General features: G+C 69.9%; 25 protein-coding genes and 1 tRNA gene. 11 read left to right on the top strand and 15 right to left on the bottom strand.

Annotated features, from left to right (window positions below):
• Nucleotides 1-22: 22 nt before the first annotated feature.
• The 7 genes from OIE13_RS16760 to OIE13_RS16790 all read right to left on the bottom strand — a co-directional run bounded on the left by OIE13_RS16760 (nt 23) and on the right by OIE13_RS16790 (nt 4,999).
• The gene (locus OIE13_RS16760; protein WP_326638638.1) at nt 23-931 is read right to left on the bottom strand and encodes an acetaldehyde dehydrogenase (acetylating); all 909 of its coding nucleotides are present in this window, start codon (nt 929-931) and stop codon (nt 23-25) included.
• A gap of 10 nt (nt 932-941) precedes the next feature.
• Nucleotides 942-1,727, bottom strand: coding sequence for a 2-keto-4-pentenoate hydratase (locus OIE13_RS16765; RefSeq protein ID WP_326638637.1), 786 nt, complete (start codon nt 1,725-1,727; stop codon nt 942-944).
• Nucleotides 1,728-1,972: 245 nt separating this feature from the next.
• The gene (locus OIE13_RS16770) at nt 1,973-2,338 is read right to left on the bottom strand and encodes a discoidin domain-containing protein (RefSeq protein ID WP_326638635.1); all 366 of its coding nucleotides are present in this window, start codon (nt 2,336-2,338) and stop codon (nt 1,973-1,975) included.
• Nucleotides 2,339-2,363: 25 nt separating this feature from the next.
• The gene (locus tag OIE13_RS16775) at nt 2,364-2,804 is read right to left on the bottom strand and encodes a carboxymuconolactone decarboxylase family protein (RefSeq protein WP_326638633.1); all 441 of its coding nucleotides are present in this window, start codon (nt 2,802-2,804) and stop codon (nt 2,364-2,366) included.
• Nucleotides 2,805-2,903: 99 nt separating this feature from the next.
• A complete protein-coding gene (sigJ, locus tag OIE13_RS16780) occupies nt 2,904-3,764 on the bottom strand; it encodes an RNA polymerase sigma factor SigJ (RefSeq protein WP_326638631.1) in 861 nt (286 codons plus the stop codon).
• A gap of 122 nt (nt 3,765-3,886) precedes the next feature.
• Nucleotides 3,887-4,126 (bottom strand): hypothetical protein, encoded by a 240-nt coding sequence (locus tag OIE13_RS16785; protein WP_326638630.1) that lies wholly within the window; start codon nt 4,124-4,126, stop codon nt 3,887-3,889.
• A gap of 81 nt (nt 4,127-4,207) precedes the next feature.
• Nucleotides 4,208-4,999, bottom strand: coding sequence for an MFS transporter (locus OIE13_RS16790; protein ID WP_326638628.1), 792 nt, complete (start codon nt 4,997-4,999; stop codon nt 4,208-4,210).
• 263 nt (nt 5,000-5,262) lie between these two features.
• On the opposite strand from OIE13_RS16790, the gene OIE13_RS16795 reads away from it, so the two are divergent.
• On the top strand, nt 5,263-5,850 hold the full coding sequence (locus OIE13_RS16795) for a helix-turn-helix transcriptional regulator (RefSeq protein WP_326638626.1): 588 nt from the start codon (nt 5,263-5,265) through the stop codon (nt 5,848-5,850).
• 87 nt (nt 5,851-5,937) lie between these two features.
• Here OIE13_RS16795 and OIE13_RS16800 read toward each other — a convergent pair.
• Nucleotides 5,938-6,014, bottom strand: a tRNA-Pro gene (locus OIE13_RS16800).
• A 92-nt stretch (nt 6,015-6,106) separates the two neighbouring features.
• Between OIE13_RS16800 and OIE13_RS16805 the strand changes: the two genes are divergently transcribed.
• The 3 genes from OIE13_RS16805 to OIE13_RS16815 all read left to right on the top strand — a co-directional run bounded on the left by OIE13_RS16805 (nt 6,107) and on the right by OIE13_RS16815 (nt 7,830).
• A complete protein-coding gene (locus OIE13_RS16805; protein WP_326638624.1) occupies nt 6,107-6,574 on the top strand; it encodes a hypothetical protein in 468 nt (155 codons plus the stop codon).
• Nucleotides 6,575-6,882: 308 nt separating this feature from the next.
• A complete protein-coding gene (locus OIE13_RS16810; RefSeq protein ID WP_326638622.1) occupies nt 6,883-7,590 on the top strand; it encodes a hypothetical protein in 708 nt (235 codons plus the stop codon).
• A 6-nt stretch (nt 7,591-7,596) separates the two neighbouring features.
• Nucleotides 7,597-7,830, top strand: coding sequence for a hypothetical protein (locus OIE13_RS16815; protein ID WP_326638620.1), 234 nt, complete (start codon nt 7,597-7,599; stop codon nt 7,828-7,830).
• A 282-nt stretch (nt 7,831-8,112) separates the two neighbouring features.
• Here the strand turns inward: OIE13_RS16815 and OIE13_RS16820 are convergent, their stop codons facing one another.
• Together OIE13_RS16820 and OIE13_RS16825 are read right to left on the bottom strand one after the other, a co-directional pair.
• Nucleotides 8,113-8,568: an ATP-binding protein gene (locus OIE13_RS16820; protein ID WP_326638618.1), complete on the bottom strand. Its 456-nt coding sequence runs from the start codon at nt 8,566-8,568 to the stop codon at nt 8,113-8,115.
• A 119-nt stretch (nt 8,569-8,687) separates the two neighbouring features.
• Complete coding sequence (locus tag OIE13_RS16825; protein ID WP_326638616.1) at nt 8,688-9,464, bottom strand: SigB/SigF/SigG family RNA polymerase sigma factor; 777 nt, start codon at nt 9,462-9,464, stop codon at nt 8,688-8,690.
• A 192-nt stretch (nt 9,465-9,656) separates the two neighbouring features.
• Here OIE13_RS16825 and OIE13_RS16830 point away from each other — a divergent pair, with 192 nt between their 5' ends.
• On the top strand, nt 9,657-10,028 hold the full coding sequence (locus OIE13_RS16830) for an STAS domain-containing protein (protein ID WP_326638614.1): 372 nt from the start codon (nt 9,657-9,659) through the stop codon (nt 10,026-10,028).
• Nucleotides 10,029-10,087: 59 nt separating this feature from the next.
• On the opposite strand, the gene OIE13_RS16835 is transcribed toward OIE13_RS16830, so the two are convergent.
• Nucleotides 10,088-11,146 carry an enoyl-CoA hydratase/isomerase family protein gene (locus tag OIE13_RS16835; RefSeq protein WP_326638613.1) on the bottom strand — a complete coding sequence of 353 codons (1,059 nt, stop codon included), beginning with the start codon at nt 11,144-11,146 and terminating at the stop codon, nt 10,088-10,090.
• A 24-nt stretch (nt 11,147-11,170) separates the two neighbouring features.
• Nucleotides 11,171-11,881, bottom strand: coding sequence for an ANTAR domain-containing response regulator (locus tag OIE13_RS16840; protein ID WP_326638612.1), 711 nt, complete (start codon nt 11,879-11,881; stop codon nt 11,171-11,173).
• A 123-nt stretch (nt 11,882-12,004) separates the two neighbouring features.
• Here OIE13_RS16840 and OIE13_RS16845 point away from each other — a divergent pair, with 123 nt between their 5' ends.
• Nucleotides 12,005-13,864: a SpoIIE family protein phosphatase gene (locus OIE13_RS16845; RefSeq protein WP_326638610.1), complete on the top strand. Its 1,860-nt coding sequence runs from the start codon at nt 12,005-12,007 to the stop codon at nt 13,862-13,864.
• A 271-nt stretch (nt 13,865-14,135) separates the two neighbouring features.
• Nucleotides 14,136-15,290, top strand: coding sequence for a glycosyltransferase (locus OIE13_RS16850; protein WP_326638608.1), 1,155 nt, complete (start codon nt 14,136-14,138; stop codon nt 15,288-15,290).
• 205 nt (nt 15,291-15,495) lie between these two features.
• Here the strand turns inward: OIE13_RS16850 and OIE13_RS16855 are convergent, their stop codons facing one another.
• A complete protein-coding gene (locus OIE13_RS16855) occupies nt 15,496-16,449 on the bottom strand; it encodes a hypothetical protein (protein WP_326638606.1) in 954 nt (317 codons plus the stop codon).
• A 151-nt stretch (nt 16,450-16,600) separates the two neighbouring features.
• Between OIE13_RS16855 and OIE13_RS16860 the strand changes: the two genes are divergently transcribed.
• Complete coding sequence (locus tag OIE13_RS16860) at nt 16,601-16,807, top strand: hypothetical protein (RefSeq protein WP_326638604.1); 207 nt, start codon at nt 16,601-16,603, stop codon at nt 16,805-16,807.
• A gap of 160 nt (nt 16,808-16,967) precedes the next feature.
• Here the strand turns inward: OIE13_RS16860 and OIE13_RS16865 are convergent, their stop codons facing one another.
• Nucleotides 16,968-18,035, bottom strand: coding sequence for a PucR family transcriptional regulator (locus OIE13_RS16865; RefSeq protein ID WP_326830217.1), 1,068 nt, complete (start codon nt 18,033-18,035; stop codon nt 16,968-16,970).
• A 94-nt stretch (nt 18,036-18,129) separates the two neighbouring features.
• On the opposite strand from OIE13_RS16865, the gene OIE13_RS16870 reads away from it, so the two are divergent.
• The gene (locus OIE13_RS16870) at nt 18,130-19,056 is read left to right on the top strand and encodes a proline dehydrogenase family protein (RefSeq protein WP_326638600.1); all 927 of its coding nucleotides are present in this window, start codon (nt 18,130-18,132) and stop codon (nt 19,054-19,056) included.
• Entirely contained in the window at nt 19,056-20,726 is a 1,671-nt protein-coding gene (gene pruA, locus OIE13_RS16875; protein WP_326638598.1) for an L-glutamate gamma-semialdehyde dehydrogenase, read from the top strand. The genes OIE13_RS16870 and pruA overlap by 1 nt, the downstream gene beginning before the upstream one ends.
• Before the next feature lie 183 nt (nt 20,727-20,909).
• On the opposite strand, the gene OIE13_RS16880 is transcribed toward pruA, so the two are convergent.
• Entirely contained in the window at nt 20,910-22,814 is a 1,905-nt protein-coding gene (locus tag OIE13_RS16880) for an amino acid transporter (protein ID WP_326638597.1), read from the bottom strand.
• Between the two features lie 444 nt (nt 22,815-23,258).
• On the opposite strand from OIE13_RS16880, the gene OIE13_RS16885 reads away from it, so the two are divergent.
• Nucleotides 23,259-24,008: a DUF4118 domain-containing protein gene (locus OIE13_RS16885; protein ID WP_326638595.1), complete on the top strand. Its 750-nt coding sequence runs from the start codon at nt 23,259-23,261 to the stop codon at nt 24,006-24,008.
• Nucleotides 24,009-24,025 lie beyond the last annotated feature (17 nt).

Raw genomic sequence — 24,025 nt, forward strand, 5'->3', positions numbered from 1 at the left:
ATCTCCTTGTGACGAGGAGGGGTTAGGAGGGCAGGCGCGCGGAGACGATGCGCTGCGCGAAGCCCTCGCCGACCTTGGTGGCGGCGGCCGTCATGATGTCGAGGTTCCCGGAGTACGGCGGCAGGAAGTCCCCCGCCCCCTCGACCTCGATGAAGACCGCCACCCGGGCGAGGCCGCCGCTCACCGGCGTGGGGTCGTCGAACTGCGGCTCGGCGCGCAGCCGGTAGCCGGGCACGTACGACGCGACACTGGCGATCATGTCCGCGATCGAGGCGGCGACCGCGTCCCGGTCGGCCTCCTCGTGGATCGCGCAGAACACCGTGTCCTGCATGAGCATCGGCGGCTCGGCCGGGTTCAGGATGATGATCGCCTTGCCGCGCGCGGCGCCGCCGATCGTCTCGATGCCACGGCTGGTGGTCTTGGTGAACTCGTCGATGTTCGCCCGCGTGCCGGGGCCCGCCGATGGAGAGGCGACGCTGGCGACGATCTCGGCGTAGGAGACCTCGGTGACCCGGGAGACGGCGTGCACGATCGGGATGGTGGCCTGCCCACCGCAGGTGATCAGGCTGACGTTGGGCGCGTCGAGGTGCGCGCCGAGGTTGACCGCCGGCACCACCGCCGGACCGAGCGCGGCCGGGGTCAGGTCGACGGCCTGGATGCCGAGTGCGGCGTACTTCGGCGCGTTCTCCCGGTGCACGTACGCCGAAGTGGCCTCGAAGACGAGGTCTGGGCGCTCGCCCTGGGCGAGCAACGGGTCGACCCCCTCGGCGGAGACGGCCAGGCCGTGCGCTTCCGCCCGTTTCAGGCCGGGGCTGTCCGGGTCGACGCCGATCATCCATCGAGGCTCGATCAGCTCGGATCTGAGCAACTTGTACATCAGGTCGGCCCCGATGTTGCCCGAACCGACGATCGCTGCGGTCGCCTTGGTCACTGTCTCACCCTCATTCGAATCGAGCGGTCACGGAGCCGAGTCCGGCGAACTCGGCGCGGAAGGTGTCGCCGGGGCGCACGTCGACGGCGCGGGTGCAGGACCCGGGCAGGATGACGTGCCCCGCCTCGAGCTTCACCCCGAACCCGGCGACCTTCCTGGCCAGCCAGGCCACGGCGGTGGTCGGGTTGCCCAGAACCGCGCCGGTGTCACCGCGTGCCACCTCGGTGTCACCCGAGTAGAGAACGGCCTCGATGGCGGCCAGGTCCAGCTCCGCCGGGCTCACCCGGGCGGCACCGAGCAGCACCCCCGCCGAGGACGCGTTGTCCGCGATCGTGTCCGCCAGGCCGATCTTCCAGTCCCTGATCCGGCTGTCGATGAGCTCGATGCTCGGCACGATGTACTCCGTCGCGGCGAGCACGTCCTCCTCGGTGCACCCCTCACCGGGCAGGCTCGATCCGAGCACGTACCCGATCTCGACCTCGATCCTCGGGTAGCAGTACGCGGAGGTCGTGATGGGGGTGTCCTCCGACAGCACCATGTCGTCGAGCAGGTGCCCGTAGTCGGGCTCGTCGACGCCCATCATCTGCTGCATCACCAGAGAGGACAGGCCCACCTTGTGCCCGCGCACCCGGGCGCCCGCGACGAGCCGCCGGCCTATGTTGATGAGCTGGATCTCGTACGCGTCGATGACGTCGATGTCCGGGAAGGACTCCGTCAGCGGCGCGATCGGCTCCCTGTCCCGCTCCGCCGCCCACAACCGGTCGGCCGCGGACACGCGTTGTGCCGGTTCCAGCATCCACATCCTCCTGAGATCACGCCGCGCCGCACCCGGATCGGCGGGGCGCCCGCAATCAAAGATTCCAGTCGCGGGACACCGGCGGCGGTGTGCCTCCCGCTCAGTGGGAGCGACGTCGACGAATCGGGTGGTCGGCGGGGTCACCGCCTACGTGAAGACCTCAGGGGAGTCGGCGAGGGTGTCCGGGCAGGCCCCGCGAAAGCACGGCCACCGCGAGCGACCGGCGCCGCGTCCGGTACGAGGTGTCATCGCGGGTGTGCCTCCAGTTCGACGATCCGGGAATAGGCGCCGTCGTTCGCGGACCGCACCACCACGCGCAGCGCGCTTGCGGTGACCGGCTCGAAAGTCCGGCGCACCAGGCCTTCGGTGTTGCCGCGGATCTCGGCGACCGTGCGCCACTCGTCGCCGACCGGCAACTGCACGTCGGCATCACGGATGCCCCGGTTCTTCGCGAGGTACGCCGCGGAGTCGATGGTGTACAGGTCGACCCGCCCTACCGGCGCCGACGCGGCGAAGTCGACGGTCAGCGTGTCGGGAAACGTGCCCTGAGTCGCGTCGTTCCATCCGTTCCCCCGACCCCACCGGTCCGAGCTGCGATCCCCGTCGATCACGCCCTCGGGCTGGATCGCGCGCCCGTCAGCCCCGCTTCGGCGGGCGCGTGTGCATGGGCGACGCGATGCGGTTCCACAGGTTGATCTGCGCCACCTGGGCGACCAGGTACGCGGCCTCCTCCGGCTTGAACGCGGCGGCCACCGCGCCCCAGACCTCATCCGACACGCCGTCGGGCCGCTCCGTGACAGCCTCGGCGTAGGCCAGCGCGACTCGCTCGGCATCGGTGTACAGCTCCGACTCCCGCCACGCGGACAGCTGGTAGATCCGATCCTGCTTCTCGCCGAGTCGCAGCGCCTCGTGGACGTGCATGTCGATGCAGAAGAGGCAGCCGTTGATCTGCGAGCTACGGATCTTGACGAGCTCGCGGATCGCGGGATCCAGCGGCCCCTTCGAGATCACCTGCTCGGCCTGGATGAACGTCTTGTACATTTCGGGCGCCACCTCGGCGATGTTCAAGCGTGACATCGTGCTCCCACCTTTCTCGGTCTCTCTCCCGGTTCTCACCAGGGAGACGAGATGGCACCCGCCGCTGTGACGGCTTTTGCCAGAAAGATTCCCGAAGAGTCAGCGCGCCGGGTCGATATACGAGAGCTTGTCCGGATTGAGCACCCGCCGGATCGCCAGGATCCGGCCGTCGGCCGCGACGTCGAAGGTGTCGACCAGGACGATCCGCTTGTCTCGGTACGCCACCAGCGCGAGCTCCCCGCCCACCTCGCGGGGAACGAGCGGGAAGAGCCCCCATCGCCCGGCCACCCGGGACAGCACCGTGGCGATCCGCTCACCACCGGAAATGACCTTGCGCGCGGCGAAGACCTTGCCGCCGCCGTCGGTGACGTACACCGCGTCGGGATGCAGGAGCTCGACCAGGGCCTTCAGGTCGCTCGCCTCGTACGCGGCGCGGAACGCCGCGAGCACCCGCTCGCGCTCCGGGCGACTCGCGCGTGGCTGCTGCTTCGTCGCGGCCACCCGGCGCCGCGCCCGCGAGGCGAGTTGACGGCCGGCGGCGGGAGTGACGCCGAGCACCCGGGCGATGCGATCGAAGGGCACCTCGAAGACGTCATGCAGCACGAACGCGACTCGCTCGGGCGGCGTGAGCCGATCCATGACGACGAGCATCGCCATGCTCACCGACTCGTCGACGAGCACCGGCTCGGCGGCGTCCGGACCGGTCAGCAACGGCTCAGGCAGCCACGGACCGACGTACGTCTCACGCCGCACCCGGGCCGACCGGAGGATGTCGTAGGACCTGCGGGCGGCGACCGTCACCAGCCAGGCCCGCGGATTCTCCACCCCGGACAGGTCGGCACCGGCCGCGCGCAGCCAGACGTCCTGCGCCACGTCCTCGGCGTCACCGACACTGCCGAGCAGCCGATAGGCCGCCCCGAACACCGCCGGCCGATGCTCGGCCCACTCTTCCTCGGTCACACGCAGACGCTACAAGCAGCGTCGGACGAACTCGGCGAGTGGCCTAGGACGGACCGCTGACCCGCGTATCCGTCGCTTCCTGCGCCGTTGTTCCCGAGCCCGGGACAGTCGCCCGGAGTGGTTCATCTGCGGCCTCGTCGGGTGAGCGCGTTGCCGGCCGCGCCTATCGCGAAGCCGAAGACGATCATTAAGACGTAGCTGTAGATCTCGTAGCCTTCGGGGGCGAGGAACCGGAGGAAGCCCATGAAATGGATCCAGCCGAACCACTCGTGCAGAAGACCGCTCCCGCCGCCGGCGACAAGGATGAAGCAGAGCAGACCCGACAGGGTCGCCAGGGGGGACTTCGGGTTGGTGGAGGTCATGGCTCCACGGTAGGCAGGTGATGCCCGGCGCGGAATCAGGCTTAGGAGGGTAGTGCGGTGACCAAAGTCGGCCGCCGGCGGTCAAGGGGACGTACTTAAGTATCCATCGGACGCGGAGCCCGAGCGGCGGGTTCGGAGCAGGGCGGCGATGAGGACGGCGCCGAGGGCGAGGAGGGCGGCGGCGACGGTGAGCGCGGCCACTGTCAAGACCGACAGGCCCAGCCCGCATCCCAGGCTCGTGACGAGCATGCCCGGCAACACGCCCGCCGCGTACGAGTCACCCGCCACCACGCCGGACAGCAGCAGCAGCCCAGCCGAGCCGATCAGGAATGACAGGACCAGCGTCCAGCGCACTCCGACCCTCGTCATCGCGCGGGTGGACAACCGCATGCCCAACAGGATTCCGGCGCCGTAGGGCAGGTAGGCGACGCCGGCCTGAAGCGGACCGTATCCGAGCACGGTCTGCAGGTGGATCATCAGCAGGAAGGCCATCGCGTACATGGCCACGGAGAACAGCAGGGTCGCGCCGTTGGCGACGGCACGCGTCCGATCGGACAGAAACGACATCGGCACCAGCGGCTCGGCCGTCCGTGGCTCCACCACGAGGAACCCGGCGGCCAGGACGGCGGCCAGGAGCAGGGCCGCGATGGCGCCCCAGATGCCCAGTGCTCTGGTGCGTTCCTCGGTGCCGGGGAACAACAGGGTGATCACGGACAGTGCGGCGGGGCTGGCCATGGCCGCGCCCGCGCCCTGGGTGAACCGCCCGGCCACGAGCTGCCAGGGCTGCTGGGCGAGCCCGCAGGCGAGACTCGCCATGCCGAACAGCGCCACCCCGATGAGGAAGACGCGGCGCCGTCCCAGCAGGTCGGCCACGCGGCCGGCAACAACAGCCCGCCAAAGGCCAGGAAGTACGCGTTGACGACCCAGGCCAGCCCCGGGCCGCTGAAACCCAGGTCGTCGCGGAGGCTGGGGAGGGCGACGCTCACCACGGTGTCGTCCAGGACCAGCATGAACTGCACGAAGCACAGCACGACCAGCGCCGCCCGGCGGCGGCCGGTGACCGCGGGAGACACCGGCGTCATGACAGGCGTCCCGTCGGCGAGGGCGGCACATTCGTTCGGCGGTGAGGAAAAGGATTGATCAGCACTCGACGACGCTATGCGCCGGCGAAACTGGCCACAATCCGCGATGGGGCCACACAATATCGTCATGAGGACACACCCTTCGCCCGTGAGGACCTCGCCGATGACGCGCGACTGCGGGCCGAGGCGGTGGTGCTGGACCTGTTGCACCCTTTGCCGACCCTGCCGATCGATGTCCCGCTTCCCGTGGACGAACGCGTACGCGCCGTGGCCGACGCCCTGCTCGCCGACCCCTCCGACTCCCGGAGCCTTGACGCCCACGCACGCTCCCTCGGGGTGAGCCGACGCACCCTGACCCGGCTGTTCGTCCGCGACACGGGCATGAGCTTCGACCGCTGGCGCACCCACATGCGGCTGCGGGCCGCCCTGCCTCTCCTCGCCGAAGGCCGGACGGTGTCGCAAGCCGCGCACGCCGTGGGGTACGCGACCCCGAGCGCTTTCCTCGCGGCGTTCCGTCGTACCGTCGGCACCTCACCCGGGCGCTACCTCAGCGGAGACGCCGTGACGGAGGCGGTCTATCGAAAGCAGATCCGCCCGGTCCTGCTCGGCGGCGCGGAGGCGATGGACCGGATCTTCACGTGACGGGAGCGATAGTCACTCAGTTGATCACTCAGAATGCAGAAAGGGTGTCTCCCTTTCGGGTGACACCCTTGCCGACCAGCTGAAACCTGGTCGGGACGACAGGATTTGAACCTGCGACCCCTTGACCCCCAGTCAAGTGCGCTACCAAGCTGCGCTACGTCCCGGTTGTCCGCGCCCTCTCGGGGTGGACGTCATAACCTTAGCGCAGATCGGGCAGGCTTCGCACACGGCGACGCCCGCGTGGGCAGGCGATCGGGTGAAAGGCGAGGGGTACGTGGGACGCAAGGCGTTGATCGACCAGGAGGAGCTGCGGCGGCTGGCCGGGCGGGGGTTGTCGAACGCGGAGCTGGCGGCGCGGTTTGGGGTGAGCGAGTCCGGGATCCTGCAGGCGAAACGGGCCGCCGGGCTCTCGAAGCCGATGCTCGATCACTCCCGGGCCATCCCGTGGAAGCTGGACCGCACACACAACCAGTCGGGGCCCGCGACGAACCTGCGGAACCTGTCGGCCGTGGCCCAGGGTCGGGCGATCCCCGCCGAGAAGCTGAACACGGCGCTGCGCTGGGCCGGGCGGCTGGTCTCCGCCGGGCTGGACATCTCGTACGAGTCCGGCAGGGGGTTCACCGAGGTTCCCGCCTCCGCGGAGGACTGGCTGGCCGCCAGGGTGCTGGCCGAGGCCCGCAGGGCTCTCGATCCCGCCGAGGAGCAAGGCGAACGGCCTGAATGAGGGGCAGCCCTCATCTCCGAGCCTGGGGCCGGCCACCGGCCCGCATCCCGGTAGATCGGGGATCGGAGATCGGAGATGGAGGCCGAAGATCGGATCCGGGGCCCCTGCCACGGGAATTCCCCCGCGGCCGCCGGAGCCGGGAACCGCATTCGAAAACGTGGCAAAAGAACGTCTAACACCCAACATGGCCTGCTAAAACATCAAATCCAGACCGAGTAGCGGGACGACCATAAAAGTCGGCAGCCGGTTTCGAGGCCTGACCCCAGGGCAGCGCACGGGGACAAACGCCTACACAACCGGAGGCAGACATGTCCACCGTGATCTGGGTGGCCGTCGTCGTGGTCGCGGTGGTGGCGATCGTCGCAGTCGGCTATCTCGTACTGCAGCAGCAACGCCGGCACCGACTTCGTGACCGCTTCGGCCCCGAATACGAACGTACCCTGCAGGAGCGTGACAGCAGGCGCGACGCCGAGCAGGAGCTCAGAGCCCGCGAGCAGCGCTTCAGCTCCCTCGACATCCGCACTCTGGACGCTCAGACACGTGAGATCTACGCGAAGAAGTGGATGGAGGTCCAGGAGCGTTTTGTGGACGCTCCCGGCTTCGCGGTGACAGAGGCCGATCATCTGGTGACCTCCGTGATGGCCGAGCGGGGCTACCCGACCGAGGACTTCGAGCAGCGGCTCTCCGACCTGTCCGTCGCGCACGGCCGCACTCTCGACCACTACCGGCAGGCCCACGAGATCAGCACCAGGGCCGCTCACAAGGAGGCCTCCACCGAGGAGCTCCGGCAGGCCATGGTGCACTACCGCGCCCTGTTCGAGGAGCTGCTCGCGGCTCCCGGGAGCAAGGTCAACGGTGAGCGGAATCCCCGGCACGCTGCCCCCTCCGACCGGAGGCAGGCCGATCTCGCCGACCGCGACCTCCATCACCGTGATCCCCGGCAGACGGGTGCCGCAGCCCCCGAGACCACAGACGGCAACGAGCGAGCCCACCGACGCGATCCCCAAGGACGGTGACCCGACGTGAACAATCGATTCAACCCGGACAACGACCGGCTGGTCCACAAGGCCGACGAGAACGACCCGAACGCACCCCGGCACACCGAGGACGTGGCGCCCGGGTTCCAGGAGCCACACCACGGTGACGCCTCGCGCGGCACCCCGGTGCCCCCCGGCCTCCCCGGCCTCCCCGGGAGCGCCGCGGACGACCTGCGGGGCGACGTGCTGGGAGAGGGCACGGACTCCTGCTCGACCTGATCAACACCAGGATCGGCGGGATCAGTGGGACCGCCTTCCTGCTCCTCGGACTCCTGCTCCTCGCTCTGCACCAGGCCGGGATCGGCTCGGCCGGCCCTCGGACCACCACCGGGGGCGGAGGCTGGCGCCGCAGGCGCTGACCTTTCGGAGGTACGGCTGTCGAACGGGAAGGGGCCCGTCCACATGGACGGGCCCCTTCCCGTTCGAACCTCGAAAAACGGCTCGGAGCGTCAGCCGTCGAGCTCGTGTCGCCCGCGTCCTCAACCTCTGCGGTCAGTACGGCTAGACCTTGAACGACATGGTGATGAACGTACCCGCGGCCCCGGTCTCGAACTTGATGTCGGAGCTGACCATCCGGGCCACCCACAGGCCCATACCGCTGGTCGCGTGAGGCCCGGGGGGCGTCTCCCCCGGAGCCGGCCCCGGGTCCCAGCGACCCTCGTCGTGGATCTCCACGACGAGGGTCCGGCCGACGATCCACATCCGCAGCACGGCCTTGGCGCTGGTGTGGCCGTGGGTGACGGCGTTGGTGGCCACCTCGTTCAGCGCCACCAGGAAATCGGCGAGTCCCTCCTGCGACATGCCGCTCCGCACCGCCTGGGCGGCGGCGAAGTCGCGCACGTCGGGAAGGTCGGGAAGGCAGAAGGCGAGTTCGGCGACGGCGGCCCTCGCGGGGGATGTCCGGGAACGGGCGCCACTCGCCGTGAAGCGTGCCGGACGAACACCGTCCTCGTTCACCCGAGATCCGCCTCCCCTGCCCGGCTTCGCTGTCGTCCTCAGCGTCCGGGATTCAATCAAACGCACCTGACGCCACATCCGTTGTCGCCGACTGAGGTGCCCGGTACCGGACTGTGTATTCAGCATTCGGCGACAAGTTCCGCACGGAGCTGGTCGAGCACCTTCCGCAGGATACGGGAGACGTGCATCTGGGAGATCCCGAATTCCGCGGCGATCTCGGCCTGGGTCATGTTGCCGAAGAAGCGCAGCAGCAGGATGTTCTTCTCGCGCACCGGCAGCTTGTCGATCAGTGGCTTGACCGCCTCGCGGTCCACGAGTGTGCCCAGCGCGTCGTCCTCCTCGGGGATGACGTCGCCCAGTGCCGCTGCGTCGTCGTCGGCGCCGAGAGGGGCGTCCAGCGAGAGCGCGCTGTAGGCGGCGGAGGCATCGAGGGTGAGCAGGACATCCTCTTCGGAGATGCGCATCCTCACAGCCAGCTCGGCGACCGTGGGGACACGGCCGAACTCCTGGCTGAGGTCGGCGACCAGGCGGTTCAGCTCGGCCCTGCGCTCCTGGTAGACGCGGGGGACGCGGATGGCCCAGGTGCGGTCGCGGAAGTGGCGCTTGACCTCACCGGTCATGGTGACCACGGCGTAGCCGCGGAAGGGGTGCCCGAGGGTCGGGTCGAAGCCGTTGATGGCCTTCATCAGCCCCACGTACGCGGCCTGCAGGAGATCCTCCAGCGGTTCGCCGCGGTAACGGTAGCGGCGAGCGATCTCCATGGCGAGGTGGCGGTGCATCTCGACGATGCGCTCGCGCAGGCGCTCGGCGCGGTGCTCGGAGACCTCAGGCAGGGACATCTCGGCAAGGAGGTCCTCGGCGGTCGTGTCGGTGATCTCGAGTGCCTGAACAGACATTGCTGCTCCCTGGTATTACCGTCGAGCGAGCCGACCACGGAGCAACATCCGGGCAGACGGCATCGCCTCGACCAATTTTCAAGGCGGGCCCTCTGCTGGACCTCTGGTTCCACCATTCCCCTGAATCCGGGAGTATTACTCGCCTCCAGGTAACAGTAAGGTTGCTAATCGAATGGTGCGAGGAGGCTCTGGGTGACGGTGTCGGAGAACGGTGAGAGATCTGCAGCCCTGACTCTCACGTCGGCGCTCGTCAGTGGGATCAACGTGATCCGGGTGACGGGCCTGCTGGACGCGACGACGCGGGACCAGTTCGCCGACTACCTGGCGGCGGAGACGAGCGAGCACGGCCTGGACATGGCACTGGATCTGGGTGGGGTGACCTTCATGGACTCGCGGGCGTTGGGGCTGATCGTCCATCAGTGGCAGGCCAGCACCACCGCCGACGCCAAGTTCGCCCTCATCGGAGTGGAGTACGCCAAGACCAAGGTGATGTGGATCACCGGTCTGGCCCAGCGGCTGCCTCTGTACGACACGATCGACGACGCGATCGCCGCCTGCGGCTAGGGCGGCCCGCGCGCCGGACGCGTTCCAGACGCGCGGGCAGGGCCGGGTGGCCCGTCTGATCACCCTGACGGCATCACGTCGTCGACCAGCCCCCAGGACAGAGCGGTCGGCGCGTCGAGGCGCTCACCGGTCATGGCGAGGTAGAGGGTGCGCCAGCGGCCGACACGCCGGGGGATGCCGACGGTGCCGCCCGCGCCGGGGATCAGCCCCATGCCGATTTCCGGCAGGCGGAAGGTGGCCCCGGGATCGGCGATCACGGTTCCGGCGAAGGCCGGAAGCTCGATCCCGGCGCCGACGCAGCTACCGTGCACGCGCACCTCGACCCGGTCCGCGAGCTCGTGGATGAACCTCCCGGCACCGCCGCGGGTGCGGACCAGATGGGCGGTGACAAGATCAGGAGTGGTGCCGAACTCGTCGAGGTCGCCGCCGGAGCAGAAGGACGGCCCGGCACCGTCGATCACCACCCGGGTAACGGTGTCGTCGAGCACCGCTAGGCGCATGGCCTCGACCAGGGCGTCACGAACCTCACGCCCGTAGGCGTTCCGCCGCTCCGGTCTGTTCAACGTGATCAGCAGGTGGTCGTCGACCCGGTCGACCAGCACCGGTGGTGCCGGCGCCGCGGGCACCGGCCGGCGACGGCGGCCATCGAGCCAGCGACGGAACTCGGGGCCACCGAGCAGAGTCGAGTAGGCAAGGGATTCGACGTCCAACGCGGTGGTGACCTCCAGCGCCTCCGTCATCCTGAGAACGGCGCCGAAAACCACGGAGGCCTGCGGATTGCGCAGCGCCGCGCCGTGCACGGCCATGAGCCGCTCCTCGGGATCGGGAACGGCGACGCACTCGTACCCGGCCGGCACGGCCGGCCCGACAAGGGTCAGATCCAGTGCGCGCGTCAGATCAACCGCCTGTTCGGGCAGCGGCTTTCCGGCGATCCCGATCAGCAGCCGGTCGCAGGCGCGTGCGCGCGTCACCGCCCGGCCCAGCGTCGCCGCGTCGGCGCCGCCGTCCAGTTCCACCCCCACGATCGGCTCGCACACCCCTGCGGACATGTCGAGCAACGGTCCGTCGGCGGCGCCGTCCGCCAGTTCGGCGACAGAGACACGCAGAAGATCAGCCACCCACTCCCCCACTCCGTCGACGGATCATCGGTTTCCCTCGTTGCGCTGGTGCTCGTCGACCAGCAACCTGGCCAGGTCCGCGACCTTCACCTGGTGATGCTGGGAGATGCGACGCAGCTCGTCGAAGGCGGCCTCGGCCGAGCAGCCGCTGGACTTCATGATGATGCCCTTGGCCTGGTCGATGATCGCCCGGCCCGCCAGGGCCTCCTGCATCTGGGCGGCATCGGTACGGACCTCGTCGTAGTCCCACATGTTGGCGAGCGCCACCCCCACCTGCTCGGCGAGCATGTCGGCCAGCGGTGGGACGTTCCTGGCGGCGAAGACGCCGGGCCGTACGCCGTACAGGCCGAGGACCAGGACGGCGTGCTCGACGGTGATCGGCATCACCAGAACCGAGCGGACACCGCAGCGGACCGCCATGCCGACGTACGCCGGCCAGCGCGACTCGTGCAGGACGTCCTGGACGACCACGTGACGTCCGGTGGCACGGGCCTCGATCGAAGGCCCCTCACCGAACTCCCCCTCGCTGTCGAGGAGCACGATGAGCTCGCTGTGCGAGGCTGAGACGACCATGCGTTCCTGGCGCCAGAGTTCGGCGGACCCGCCCGCGCAACCGGGCACACCACCTGCGAGGGTGGCTGTGAGCCCGCGCAGCACGCCCTCGCTCGACGTTTCCTCGCTGACCCTGCCGAGGACCGCGAGATCCCGAGCCAGAACGGGAGTGACCATGTCCATCTCAACTCCCCTTCCCTGTGTCGCTAACTTAACCACTATCCGACCACGCATCGATTCGACCTACCTGGTGGCGTACCGTCTACGACGGGACCAGCCCACTCCGGCCCCGGACGAGGACGAGCATTGACCGACGCCATTGGCCTTCAGAGCCTGGAGCAGGCGCTGAGCGCGCTGAGCGCCAGGGTCTCCTCCCTGCGCGAGGCGAAGTCCGCCTACCCCGCCGACCCCCGGTCCACGCTTGACGCGGCGCTCGCGGAGCTCGACACCGCCCGCGAGCTGCTGGAGACCTCCGTGCGCGAGCTGCGCAAGGCGCCCAAGCGGTCGGGTCAGCGGGAGAACGGGGCTCAGCGGGAACTCAAACTACTGCGGCAGGTGTTCCGTACCTTCCCCGTCCCCGTGGTGGTGCTGGACACCTCGGGGGTGGTGCGGCGGGTCAGCGCCGAGACATCCCGGATGCTCGGCAGCCCGGCGGGATATCTGATCGGCCGCTCGTTCCCGCTGTTCGTCGACGTCTCTCGCCGGGCGGCGTTCCGCTCGCACCTGACGGCGGTCCAGCAGGGCGGTCAGACCGCGACGTTCCAGACGCGGCTGGCCCACCAGGGCCGCGCGCACACGGTGCAACTGGCCGTCACCCGGCTGACGATGCCGGGCGAGCCGCAGGAGATGGTCGCGGTCGTGATCCTACCGCTGGAGGCGCAGGTGGCGGGGCCGCCCCAGGGCCCCGCCGACCGGTCGGACGCCACCCTGGTCATGGCCGCGGCGCGCCGGCAGGAGCTGCTGGCCAGGATGACCCGCCTGCTGCTCGATGAGGAGAGCCTGCGCCAGCCGGTGACCGTCACCAGGGCCGCGCGGCTGCTGGCCTCCGAGTCGGCCGACTGGGTGATCGCCGACGTGGTCCGTGACGACGTGCCCGTCCGGGCCTGCGTGCTCGGCCCGAGCGACAAGCCGGTGACCCAGCTGGTCCGCCTCGCCGAACAGATGAACCCGCTGACCGCACCGGCCGTCGCGCACGTGCTGACCGGCGGCTCGGGCATGGTGCACGAGATGCTGGAGGACGAGGGGCTGCTCGGTGACGTCCCCGGCGGGCCGTCCCTGCTGCGGGTGATGGGCGCCGCCTCGGTGCTGATCGTGCCGATCGGCGGCGCGGACGGCGTGCTGGGCGCCCTGACCCTGGTCCGCCTGCGCGACCGTGAGCCGTTCTCACTGGCCGATCTGGGGTTGCTGGAGGAGATCGGCGTCCATCTGGGGCTCGCGCTGCGCGCCCGGCGTAGCTTCCAGACCCGCTCGCGGGCCGCCGACGCGCTGCGCACCAGCGTGGTGCCCCGAAGCCTGCCGGACATCCCCGGATTCGAGGCCGCCGCCATCTACAACGCGGGCTCCAGCCCGGTCGGCGCCGAGTTCTACGACGTCTTCCCCACGGACGAGGGATGGGGCTTCGCCCTCGGCGGCGCCGTGGGCAAGGGCGAGGAGGCCGCGTCGGTCAGCGCCATGGTCCGCAACGGCCTGCGCGTGCTCAGCGTCTGGGAGTCCGACCCGGGTGAGGTGATGCGCAAGCTGAACCAGGCCCTGATCGCCCAGCACAACGGCATGTTCGTGATGGCCGTGACCGGCTTCATCCGGGCACGCAAGATCAGGCTGGCCAGCGCGGGACACCACCCCGCCGCACTGTTGCAGCCCGACGGCGGGGTGCGGTTCACCGCGGGAGGCGGCGTACCGCTGGGCATCGCCCCCGAGGCCGAGATGTTCACCGAGGAGCTCACGCCGGCCTCCGGCCAGACCCTGGTCTTCTACTCCGACGGTCTGGTCGCCTCACAGAACGAGCTCGGCGAGTCCTACGGCGAGACCAGGCTGGCCGACGTGCTGGCACGCTGCGTGACGCAGTCTCCCTCCGAGATCGTCAAAACGGTGGAGGAGGATCGGCACGTGTTCTCCGGCGGGAGGGTTTGGGATGAGATCGTGATACTCGCCCTGCGTGTCGTATAGCTTGGCCAACTCGGCGTGGCCTGCCGGTCTCGCCGAGCGCAGCTGTGCGACCGCCTCGACATCCACAACGATCGATGGATGCGTGATCCAACCGCACCGTCCCGGGCACCAGGGCCGAGGAGTCACGGCAGAGCAGGAGGTGCTGAAACCGCGGGTTTGGCTCCGACGGAGATCGGGGTATGGTTAGGGCAATGCAGACGTGTGCCTAAGACGCAGGCACCCCTGAAGGAATCACAGGCTTTTCATGCCTATCTCCTCCCAGAGGTGTGCCGTGAACATTGCATTCGTCTCCTCCGAGGTTCTCTCCTCCACCCAGGACGAGTCCGACCTTGCCGCTCAGCGCGCTCACCTGATGGCCGTCGCCCGTGAACTCGGCAGGGAGCACAAGGTCACGATCTACGCCCGGAGAAACTCCGACCTGGACAAGGCCAAAGTTCGCGTGTCGCAGGGCGTCACGCTTGAGCACCTGACCGCCGGGCCGGCGCAGGATCTTCCTGAGGATGGCGTGCTGCCCTACCTTTCCGACCTTGGCGACCAGCTGATGCACCGCTGGGGGCAGAACCGCCCTGACGTCATCCACGCGCACTCCTGGACCGGCGGGCTGGCCGCCATCGCCGGTGCGAACGGCCTGAACGTGCCGTTCACCCAGACGTTCACCAGCGAGCAGCCCCGCGACGCCAAGAGGGTGCGGCTGCAGCGGGCCATCGGGCGCCGGGCCAGCGCGGTGATCGCCGGGTGCGGCGACGAGGAGAGCTCGCTGATCCGGCTGGGTGTGCCGCGCCGCAACATCTCGGTCATCCCGTGCGGTGTCGACGTCGAGCGGTTCCGCCGTCAGGGTCCGGCCTCCGCCCGCGGTACCCGCCCCCGCCTGCTGCACGTCGGACCGCTCACCGCGGAAAAGGGCGTGCACACCGCGATCCGCGCCCTGGAGGGCATCCCCGACGCCGAGCTGATCATCGCCGGTGGCCCGGCGGCCGCGGACCTGGAGCACGACGCCGACGCGCGCCGCATGATGCTGCTGGCCAAGGAGATCGGCGTAGACGACCGGATCACCGTTCTCGGGCACATCCCGCACTCCGCGGTCGCCAAGCTGATGCGCAGTGCCGACGTGGTCGTCTCCCTGCCCCAGGAGGCTCCGGCCGGCGTCGTCGCGCTGGAGGCCATGGCCTGCGGTGTTCCTGTCATCGCCTCGGCGGTGGGCGCCCACCTCGACTCCGTGGTGGACGGGGTGACCGGCCTGCTGGTGCCCGCCGACCGTCCCGCGCAGACCTCCCGCCTGACCCGCGAGCTTCTCGCCGACCCGACCCGCCGCACCGCGCTCGGCTTCGCCGGCGCCGACCGTGCCCGGTCCCGCTACTCGTGGGAGCGGATCAGCCAGGAACTCGTCCACGTCTACGAGGTCGCCCTCTCCGGTTCCCTCCGCTGACCGCGCCCACCGCGACGGCCAAGCGCCGCCGGCCACGCGAACACGCTTCGAGACCGGGGGTTCCCACGGGAACCCCCGGTCTTTCGCGTGTGACGGGTCCCTACCACCGGCCGCGTGCCGGAAGGCGGCCCTGCGGCGCGCCCCGGGACGACCCGACCGATCTGGTGGGTACGAGGTGCCGCCGGCCGCGTGCCGGAAGGCGGCCCTACTGCTGGGACGCGCGGCGGTGCAGCACGACCCCGAGGCCGCTCGCGGCCAGCAGGACGGCCCCGGCCAGGACCAGGATCACCGCGCCGCCCACGGCTCCGTCGGTCCAGTCCCAGACCGCCTCGGGGACGGCGAGCGTCAGCCCGGCCACGCCGCTGACGATCAGCACCCAGGTACGCCGGCGCCCGTACAGCGCCAGGCAGGCCAGCGCGATCACCGCGGTCAGCCAGTATCCCCAGGCGTCCCCGTCCCACAGGACAGGCCACTGCCCGCCGAAGAGCGCGATGGCGGCGCCCATGCCCAGCCCCAGGTCACGGGGGGCGAGCAGCCCGGCGAGGGCGAGCACCAGGATGACCACGCCCAGCGCGATGTAGGCCAGGCCCCAGCCGCCGCCCTCCTGTCCGGCGAAGACGTCCAGCAGGCCGGTCACCGTGAGCAGGGCGAACCCGCCGCAGGCCAGCAGGCCGATCGCGGTGGGCAGCAGCACGTAGGCCACCGCGGCGACCACCAGCCCGGCCGCGCCGGCGATGAGTCCCTCGTAGCGGTCGGCGGCGACCCCCGCGCAGAGGGCTGCCGTACCCGAGCCCAGCGCGGCGAGGGTGGCGGCGACCCTGCCCTGCACCGCGGCCGTCCTGCCGGTCGCGGACCGGGCGGTCCGGCCGAGCCCGGCGGCCACCGCCAGCAGCAGGACGGTGACCACGGCGAGGACGGTGATTCTCGTCGGCTGGGTCATCCGGTCCCAGCCCAGAGCGACGAAGGCGGTGGCACCGGCCAGGACGAGCCCTCCGCCGACGTACGCGAGGATCTCGCTCCATCCGACCCGGTCCCCGGCGCCCCGGTCGCGCAGCGCCTCACCCACGGCGAGGCTGACCGGTTCCACCTGCTCCGGGCGGAGCTCACCGGACTCCACCAGCTTGGCCAGCGCCTGCCGTATGGCATCAACGTCGTTCATGTCCGAAATCGTGGCACAGTCGGGCTCGGGGCGGCACCCTCCGGATGCGTGGGACGGATGCGTGGGACGGATGCGTGGGACGGATGCGTGGGACGGATGCGAAAAAGGAATACCTCCGTTACTGGAGTGCGATCATTGCTTTGATATCCCCATGCCGCCCGGGCGGCTGACCTTCTGGCTGGACGGCAGGAAGGTGTGGGACTACCGCGGTCCGAACGTGCCGACGGGCCGCTCCATGCACCTGACGCTCCAGAACGATGTGACGTGCAACGAGTGGTCGCCGTGCCGCAACCGCTCCACTCCCCCGACGGTCAGCATGTACGTGGACTGGGTGAAGATCTACCGGGCCGCCGTCTAAAACGCTGGGTGAAGATCTACCCGACCGCCGTCCAGAGCGCTGGGTGAAGATCTACCCGGCCGCCGTCCGGAGCGGTTGCCCGCCAGGGCGGCGGGCCTGCCGGCGGTCACCCCCGAGGACGTCCGGGCCCGCTCCGCGGATCCGGCGAGAGGCACCGCGCTCAGAGCAGGCGGACCGCCTTGAGTGCGAGGTGGACCAGCAGGCGGTTCTCGCCGTCGGCGAGGTCGCGGCCGGTGAGCCGCTCGGCCTTGGCCAGCCGGTAGTAGAGCGTCTGGCGGTGCACGCCGAGCGCGGTGGCGGTCTGCTGGACGTGACCCGCGCGGTCGAGGTAGGTCTCCACGGTCCTGGCCAGCTCCGGGTCCCGGGCCAGCACGGCGATCTCCGCCGCCAGTTCCCGCAGCCCCGCCGAGGACGTCCGGGCGAGCAGCCGGTAGACGCCCAGTCCCGACCAGAGGGCGACGGGGGCCAGCGCGGGCACCCGGGCGGCGACGCCGAGCGCGTGCACTGCCTCCCGCCAGCTCCGCCAGGCCTGCGCGGGATCGTCCCGGGGCGCGCCGACGCCCGCCATCGTGCCGTACATGCTCTGGACCCGGCCCGCCAGCTCCCCCGCCTGGCCTGCCGGGACCAGCAGCGCGACCAGCGGCTCGTCCCCGACGGGGAAGGCCGGGTCGGCGAGCACGCCGCGCGGGAGCGTCCAGAGGGCGGCGACCCGGTCCGGCGAGCTGCGGGCGGCGATCGCCGCCACCGGGCCCCGCATGTCCAGCCTCGACAGCGCCCAGGAGCGCTCCTCGGCGTCGGAGGAGAACAGCTCCCGCAGGTTCGCTCCCAGGTCCTGGCGGCTGCGGGCCTCCTGCGCGAGGACCGCGGCGACCCGGGAGACCAGGTCGCCGACCGAGGCCAGGACGTCGTCACCGAGCGTGCCGTCGTCGAGCAGCCACAGGTAACCGTAGGTCACCTCACGGTGCCGCAGCGGCACGCACACCCGGGCGAGCACTCCCAGGTCGGCGTCGGCGGGGATGCGTACCGGCCCGTGGGCGCCGGCGATGCCGTATCCCTCGAAGTAGGCCCGCACCTGGTCGGTCGCGCGGCGCCGCAGAATGGACTCCTGGCGCACCATGTCGATGTCACCGCTCTGCGCGGCATAGGCCAGGAGCTGGAACGAGCGGTCCTCCAGGGTGGCGGAGGCACCGAGCCTGGCGGCGATCTCGTCGACTGTCTCCTGTAGCACCTCACCATTGTTGTGCATGTGTATGAACACTCTTCCCGCCGGTCGTGGCAGATGCACATGATGGTCGGCCCGGGCGGGGTTTTAGTGTGAAGACATGCTCGGTTCTCTCCTTCTTGGCGTGTCCCGGTTGCCGCTGGTGCGGCGCGCGGTCTCCGGTGTGCCGCTGACGCGCAGGGTCGTCGACCGCTTCGTCGCGGGTGAGACGCCCCAGGACGCGGTCGAGGCGATCCGCCGCCTCGCCGCCGTGGGCCTGGCCGTCAGTGTCGACCACCTGGGCGAGGAGACTCGGGACGCCGGTGCCGCCGCCCGGACTGCCGGGGCGTACGTCACACTGCTCGGCGCGCTGGGCGAACTGGGGCTCGGCGACCGCGCCGAGGTGTCGGTGAAGCTCTCGGCCGTCGGTCAGGCGCTGGGCGCCGACGGCGACAAGATCGCTTTGGAGAACGCGCGGCGGATCTGCGAGGCGGCCCGCGCCCGCGGGGCGAGCGTGACCCTCGACATGGAGGACCACACCACCGTCGACTCCACGCTGGAGACGCTGCGGGCCCTGCGAGAGGACTTCCCCTCCACCGGCGTGGCCGTGCAGTCCTACCTGTTCCGCAGCGAGGCCGACTGCCGTGACCTGGCGCAGGCGGGCTCGCGGGTCCGCCTGGTCAAGGGCGCCTACGCCGAGCCGGCCTCGGTGGCCCACCGGCACAAGAACGAGGTCGACCTGGCCTACGTGCGCTGCCTGCGCGTTCTCATGTCGGGTGGCGGCTACCCGATGGTGGCGACGCACGACGACCGGCTGATCTCCATCACCGAGACGCTCGCCGACCGGTTCGGCCGCTCCCGTGGTGACTACGAGTACCAGATGCTCTACGGGATCAGGACCGACAGGCAGCGGGCCCTGGCGGGTGCCGGCCACGTCGTGCGCGTCTACGTCCCCTACGGCGACGACTGGTACGGCTACTTCATGCGCCGGCTGGCCGAGCGCCCGGCGAACATCGCCTTCTTTCTTCGTGCCCTTGGAGGCAAGTGATGGATGCCATATCCACGGTTCCCGCCCCGACCAACGAGCCGGTGCTCGGCTACGCGCCGGGCAGCGCCGAGCGTGCCGCGTTGGAGAAGCGCGTCAAGGAGCTGGCCGGGGCCCAGCTGGACCTGACGATGACGATCGGCGGCGAGCAGCGGATGGGCGGCGGCGCCCCGATCGACGTGGTCCAGCCGCACAACCATGCCTCGGTGCTGGGCCGCACGGCCGACGCCGACGCCGGCGACGTGCGCGCGGCGATCGACGCCGCGCTGCGGGCGGCGCCCGCGTGGCGTGCCCTGCCCTTCGACGAGCGGGCCGCCGTCTTCCTGCGGGCCGCCGACCTGCTGGCCGGGCCGTACCGGCAGACGCTGAACGGCGCCACGATTCTGGGCCAGTCCAAGTCCGCGCAGCAGGCGGAGATCGACTCGGCCTGCGAGCTGATCGACTTCCTGCGCTTCAACGTGGACTTCGCGCGCAGGCTCCTCAGCGACCAGCCGATCTCGTCGCCCGGGGTGTGGAACCGGATGGAGTACCGGCCGCTGGAGGGCTTCGTCCTGGCGATCACCCCGTTCAACTTCACGGCCATCGCCGGGAACCTGCCGTCGGCTCCGGCCCTGATGGGCAACGTGGTCGTCTGGAAGCCCTCCCCCACCCAGCAGTTCGCCGCGCACTTCACCATGCGCCTGCTTGAGGAGGCCGGGCTCCCGCCGGGTGTCATCAACATGGTGACCGGCAACGGCGCCGCCGTCTCCGAGGTCGCGATGCCCCACCCGGATCTGGCGGGTATTCACTTCACCGGTTCCACGGCGACCTTCCAGCACCTGTGGTCCACGGTCGGCGCCAACATCACCTCCTACCGGTCCTACCCGCGCCTGGTCGGCGAGACCGGCGGCAAGGACTTCGTGCTGGCCCACCCTTCGGCCGATCCCGCCGTGCTCACCACCGCGCTGATCCGCGGCGCGTTCGAGTACCAGGGGCAGAAGTGCTCGGCCGCCTCCCGGGCCTACGTGCCGCGCTCGGTCTGGTCGGTGATCCGCGACGAGCTGGTGGGCACCGCCGAGTCGCTGACCGTCGGGGACGTGGCCGCCGACCTGTCGACCTTCATGGGCGCGGTCATCGACGGGCGGGCGTTCGCCAAGCACAGGGCCGCGATCGACCGGGCCCGCTCGCTCGACTCGATCAACGTGCTGACCGGCTCGTACGACGACTCCACCGGCTACTTCGTGAGGCCGACCATCCTGGAGTCGGCCGACCCCACCGACGAGATCTTCGTCAAGGAGTACTTCGGGCCGATCCTCGGCGTGCACGTCTACGACGACGCGGACTTCGACGCGGTGCTGGGGCAGATGGAGGGCGTCTCCCCGTACGCGCTGACCGGCTCGATCATCGCCCGGGACCGCTACGCGATCACCTCGGCGTCGGAGCGGCTGCGCTTCGCGGCGGGCAACTTCTACATCAACGACAAGCCGACCGGCGCGGTCGTCGGCCAGCAGCCCTTCGGCGGGGCCCGCGCCTCGGGCACCAACGACAAGGCCGGGTCGATCCTCAACCTGATCCGCTGGGTCAACGCCCGGACGATCAAGGAGACGCTCGTTCCACCGATTGTTCAGGGACCATATAGGGGTGACATCCCTCAGAGCGGGTGGCAGCAGCCCGATCTCGGAAAGCTCGGCTAGCACATGGGCTGACATCCCGCAGGCCGGTTGGCAGGAGCCCGACCTGAGGAAGCTCGGCTACCCGGACAACGGATAGCGACGGTTGAAGCGGCGACGCCCGGGACTCATGAATCCGAGTCCCGGGCGTCGTGTTCTCTCCCTGGGCGGGCCGGCGGTGCCAGGTCGCGCCCGCGAAGCCCGTATTCAGCCGACGTGGACGTGGGGACGGCGAGTGACGTCGGGTTCGGCCTGGCGGAGGACCTCGCGGGTGAGCGGAGGAACGTCTCCTCCGCCGAAGAGCAGATAGCGGAGCATGGCCAAGATCGGGTTGCCCTCGGCCCAGTGGAAGTAGATGTGCGGGACCCGGCCGGTGCGGTCACGCAGATGGAGCAGGAAGGCCGCCAGGGAGTTGGGCACGGTGGGACTTTCGATGCGGAAGATGCGGTGGCCGTACCGCTCCTCGCCGTGGACGCGCAGTTCGCTTTCAAACTCCGACGCGTCGACCACGGTGACCTCGACGAACATGATCGGCTCTTCGCTGCGGAGGCGGTGGTTGAGCCACTGCTCGCGGCGTTTGTCGTTGTACTCGGCCTGGTTGCGCTGGTGTGGTTCGTTGGCGATCAGATGGATGTCGCCGCAGGCGTCGTTGACGAACTCCTCGGCGAGCGGGTCGAGGGTCACCTCGGTCACCCGCAGTTCGGTGGACCGGGTCGCACGGGAGATCAGCGAGGTGGCGATGACGGCCACGATGAAGAAGAACGCGATCTTGACGCCGTCCGGGCGCTCGATCACGTTGGCCACCAGCGTGTAGGCGAAGACCGCCGCGATCACACCGAACACCGTCCGAGCACCGCGCCGGCCGTTCCGGTGGGCGGAGATGGTCACCGCGACCGCGGCCGACAGGATCAGGACCAGCACGCCGGTGGCGTACGCCCCTCCCTGGGCCTCGACGTCGGCGTCGAAGATGATCGTGATGGCGAAGGCGATGACGGAGAAGACCAGCACCAGCGGCCGGACCGCCCGGGTCCAGTCGGGCGCCATGCCGTACCTGGGGAGGTAGCGCGGCACCAGGTTGAGCAGACCGGCCATGGCCGAGGCGCCCGCGAACCACAGGATCGCGATCGTGCTCACGTCGTAGACCGTGCCGAACAAGTCGCCGAGGAACAGGTGGGCGAGGTAGGCCAGAGCCCGGCCGCTGGCCTTGCCGCCCTCCTCGAACTCGTGGTGCGGGATCAGGACGGTGGTGGCGAAGCTGCTGAAGACCAGGAAGACGCTCATGATCAGAGCGGCTGTGGTGAGCAGCCGCTTGGTGCCCTTGATCCGTGCCTGGAGGTCCCCGTTGACCAGTGGCATCACCGCGACACCGGTCTCGAACCCGGACAGGCCGAGCGCGAGTTTGGGCATGACCAGCATGGAGAGCGCGACCATCGCCAGGGGGCTGGTGTAGTTGGTGGTCAGAGCATGACCCCAGTCCACCACGAGGTCGGGGCTGTCCAGCACGTGCAGGACCGCGACCGTCACCACGATCGCGTTGAGCACGAGATAGATCCCGACGAGGACCACCGCGAGGCCGATGGCCTCGCTGAAGCCCAGCAGGAACACCCCGCCCAGCAGGCCGAGCAGCACGAGCGTGACCAGGACCCGCTGGCCGTCCAGGAAATCGGGGACGAAGGGATTCTCCAGGATGTGAGCGGTCGCGTCGGCGGCGGAGAGGGTCATCGTGATGACGAAGTCGGTGGCCGCGAAGCCGAGCAGGGCCAGCACGAACAGCTTGCCCCACCACTTGGGCGCCACCTTCTCCAGCATGGCGATGGAGCCCTGGCCGTTGGGGCTCTCCTCGGCCACCCTGCGGTAGACGGGTAGCGCGCCGAACAGGGTCAGCAGGACCAGGAGCAGCGTGGCGACCGGGGACAGCGCGCCGGCGGCGAGCGCGGCGATGCCGGGCTGGTAACCGAGCGTGGAGAAGTAGTCGACCCCCGTCAGGCACATGACCTGCCACCACGAGTGCTTCTTGTCCGGGTCGTGCTCGATCTGCCTGCGGTCGGCCTGCAGACCGTGAAGCAGCCAGGTCCGCGGCGAGTCCGCCCCCTTTTGGGTTGACCGACCCAACGCGCTACCTCCACCGTCAAAAACACATAAAGATGATGTGACTTTATTCAGCCCAAAGGGATCGAAGACGCCCGAAGAGCGTCAAGAAAACGTATGGATTGCGACGAGGCCCCACCCGGCAGGCGGCATCGAGATCGCATCGCGGTTCACCCACGACCCGCGGCAGGCCTCCGTCCTTCGGGGATTCCCGTCGAGGCCGTGCTTCTCGCTCACCGTGACGGAGCTTGGAGGACCGCCGGAAGCAGCCGCCCTCTCCAGGGCGCGACCTCGGCCCCCAGCGGAGATCGATTCATCCCCCGGGTTGAGGTGGCAACCGTCGGCGGGTGTCCACTCGAAGCCGGGCCGATACCTGGTCGATCACGCGCAGCTGGGTAGAGGTAGGGCGTTGACCTCGGAAGACATGAAGACATGGAGACATGACGTGAGGGGGGAGGTGCGGCAGCGATGCCCCGCTATCTCGACTATCTCGGCAGAGATCGCATCGCGCTCGTGGCCGCCCTGGTGGCCCCACCGGCCGTCGCGGCGGCGCTCCTGCCATTCCGCGCCGGACTGCCGAACACGACCGTCGCCCTCGTCCTGGTCGTGATCGTGGTCGCGGTCGCCGCCACCGGCCACCGCCTGGCCGGCGCGCTCGCGGCGATCTCGGCCGCACTGTGGTTCAACTTCCTCTTCACCCGGCCCTACCAGCACTTCACCGTCACCAGGCCCGTGGACGTCCAGACCGCGGTTCTTCTGCTCGTCGTGGGCCTGGCGGTCTCTCAGCTGGCCGCCCGCGCCCGGCGGCTACAGGTGGTCGCCATCACCGACGCCGATTACCTGGCCCGGATCCACGACACCTCCGAGCTGGCCCAGACCGCCAAAGCACCCGGCACGGTGGTCGACCACGTCACGGACCAGCTCACCACGTTGCTGCAGCTACGCGGGTGCCGTTTCGAGTACGGAGCCCTGATCGGCCATCCGCCCCGGCTCGAACGGGACGGCACCGTGATCTGGGGCCACAGACACTGGGACGTCGACCGGCTGGGCCTGCCCGGCCAGGAGGTCGAACTGCGCACGTTCGGCAACGGCCGCTTCTACGGCCGGTTCATGCTCGATCCCACGCCCGGGATCGTCCCGCCCCTGCAGGCCCGCCTGGTCGCGGTGACCCTGTCCGATCAGGCGGGCGCCGCGCTCGACATCGCCGGCAGTGGCTGAGGCCGATCGTTCACCGA

It is taken from the genome of Streptosporangium sp. NBC_01810 (assembly GCF_035917355.1).
Taxonomy (GTDB): Bacteria; Actinomycetota; Actinomycetes; order Streptosporangiales; family Streptosporangiaceae; genus Streptosporangium.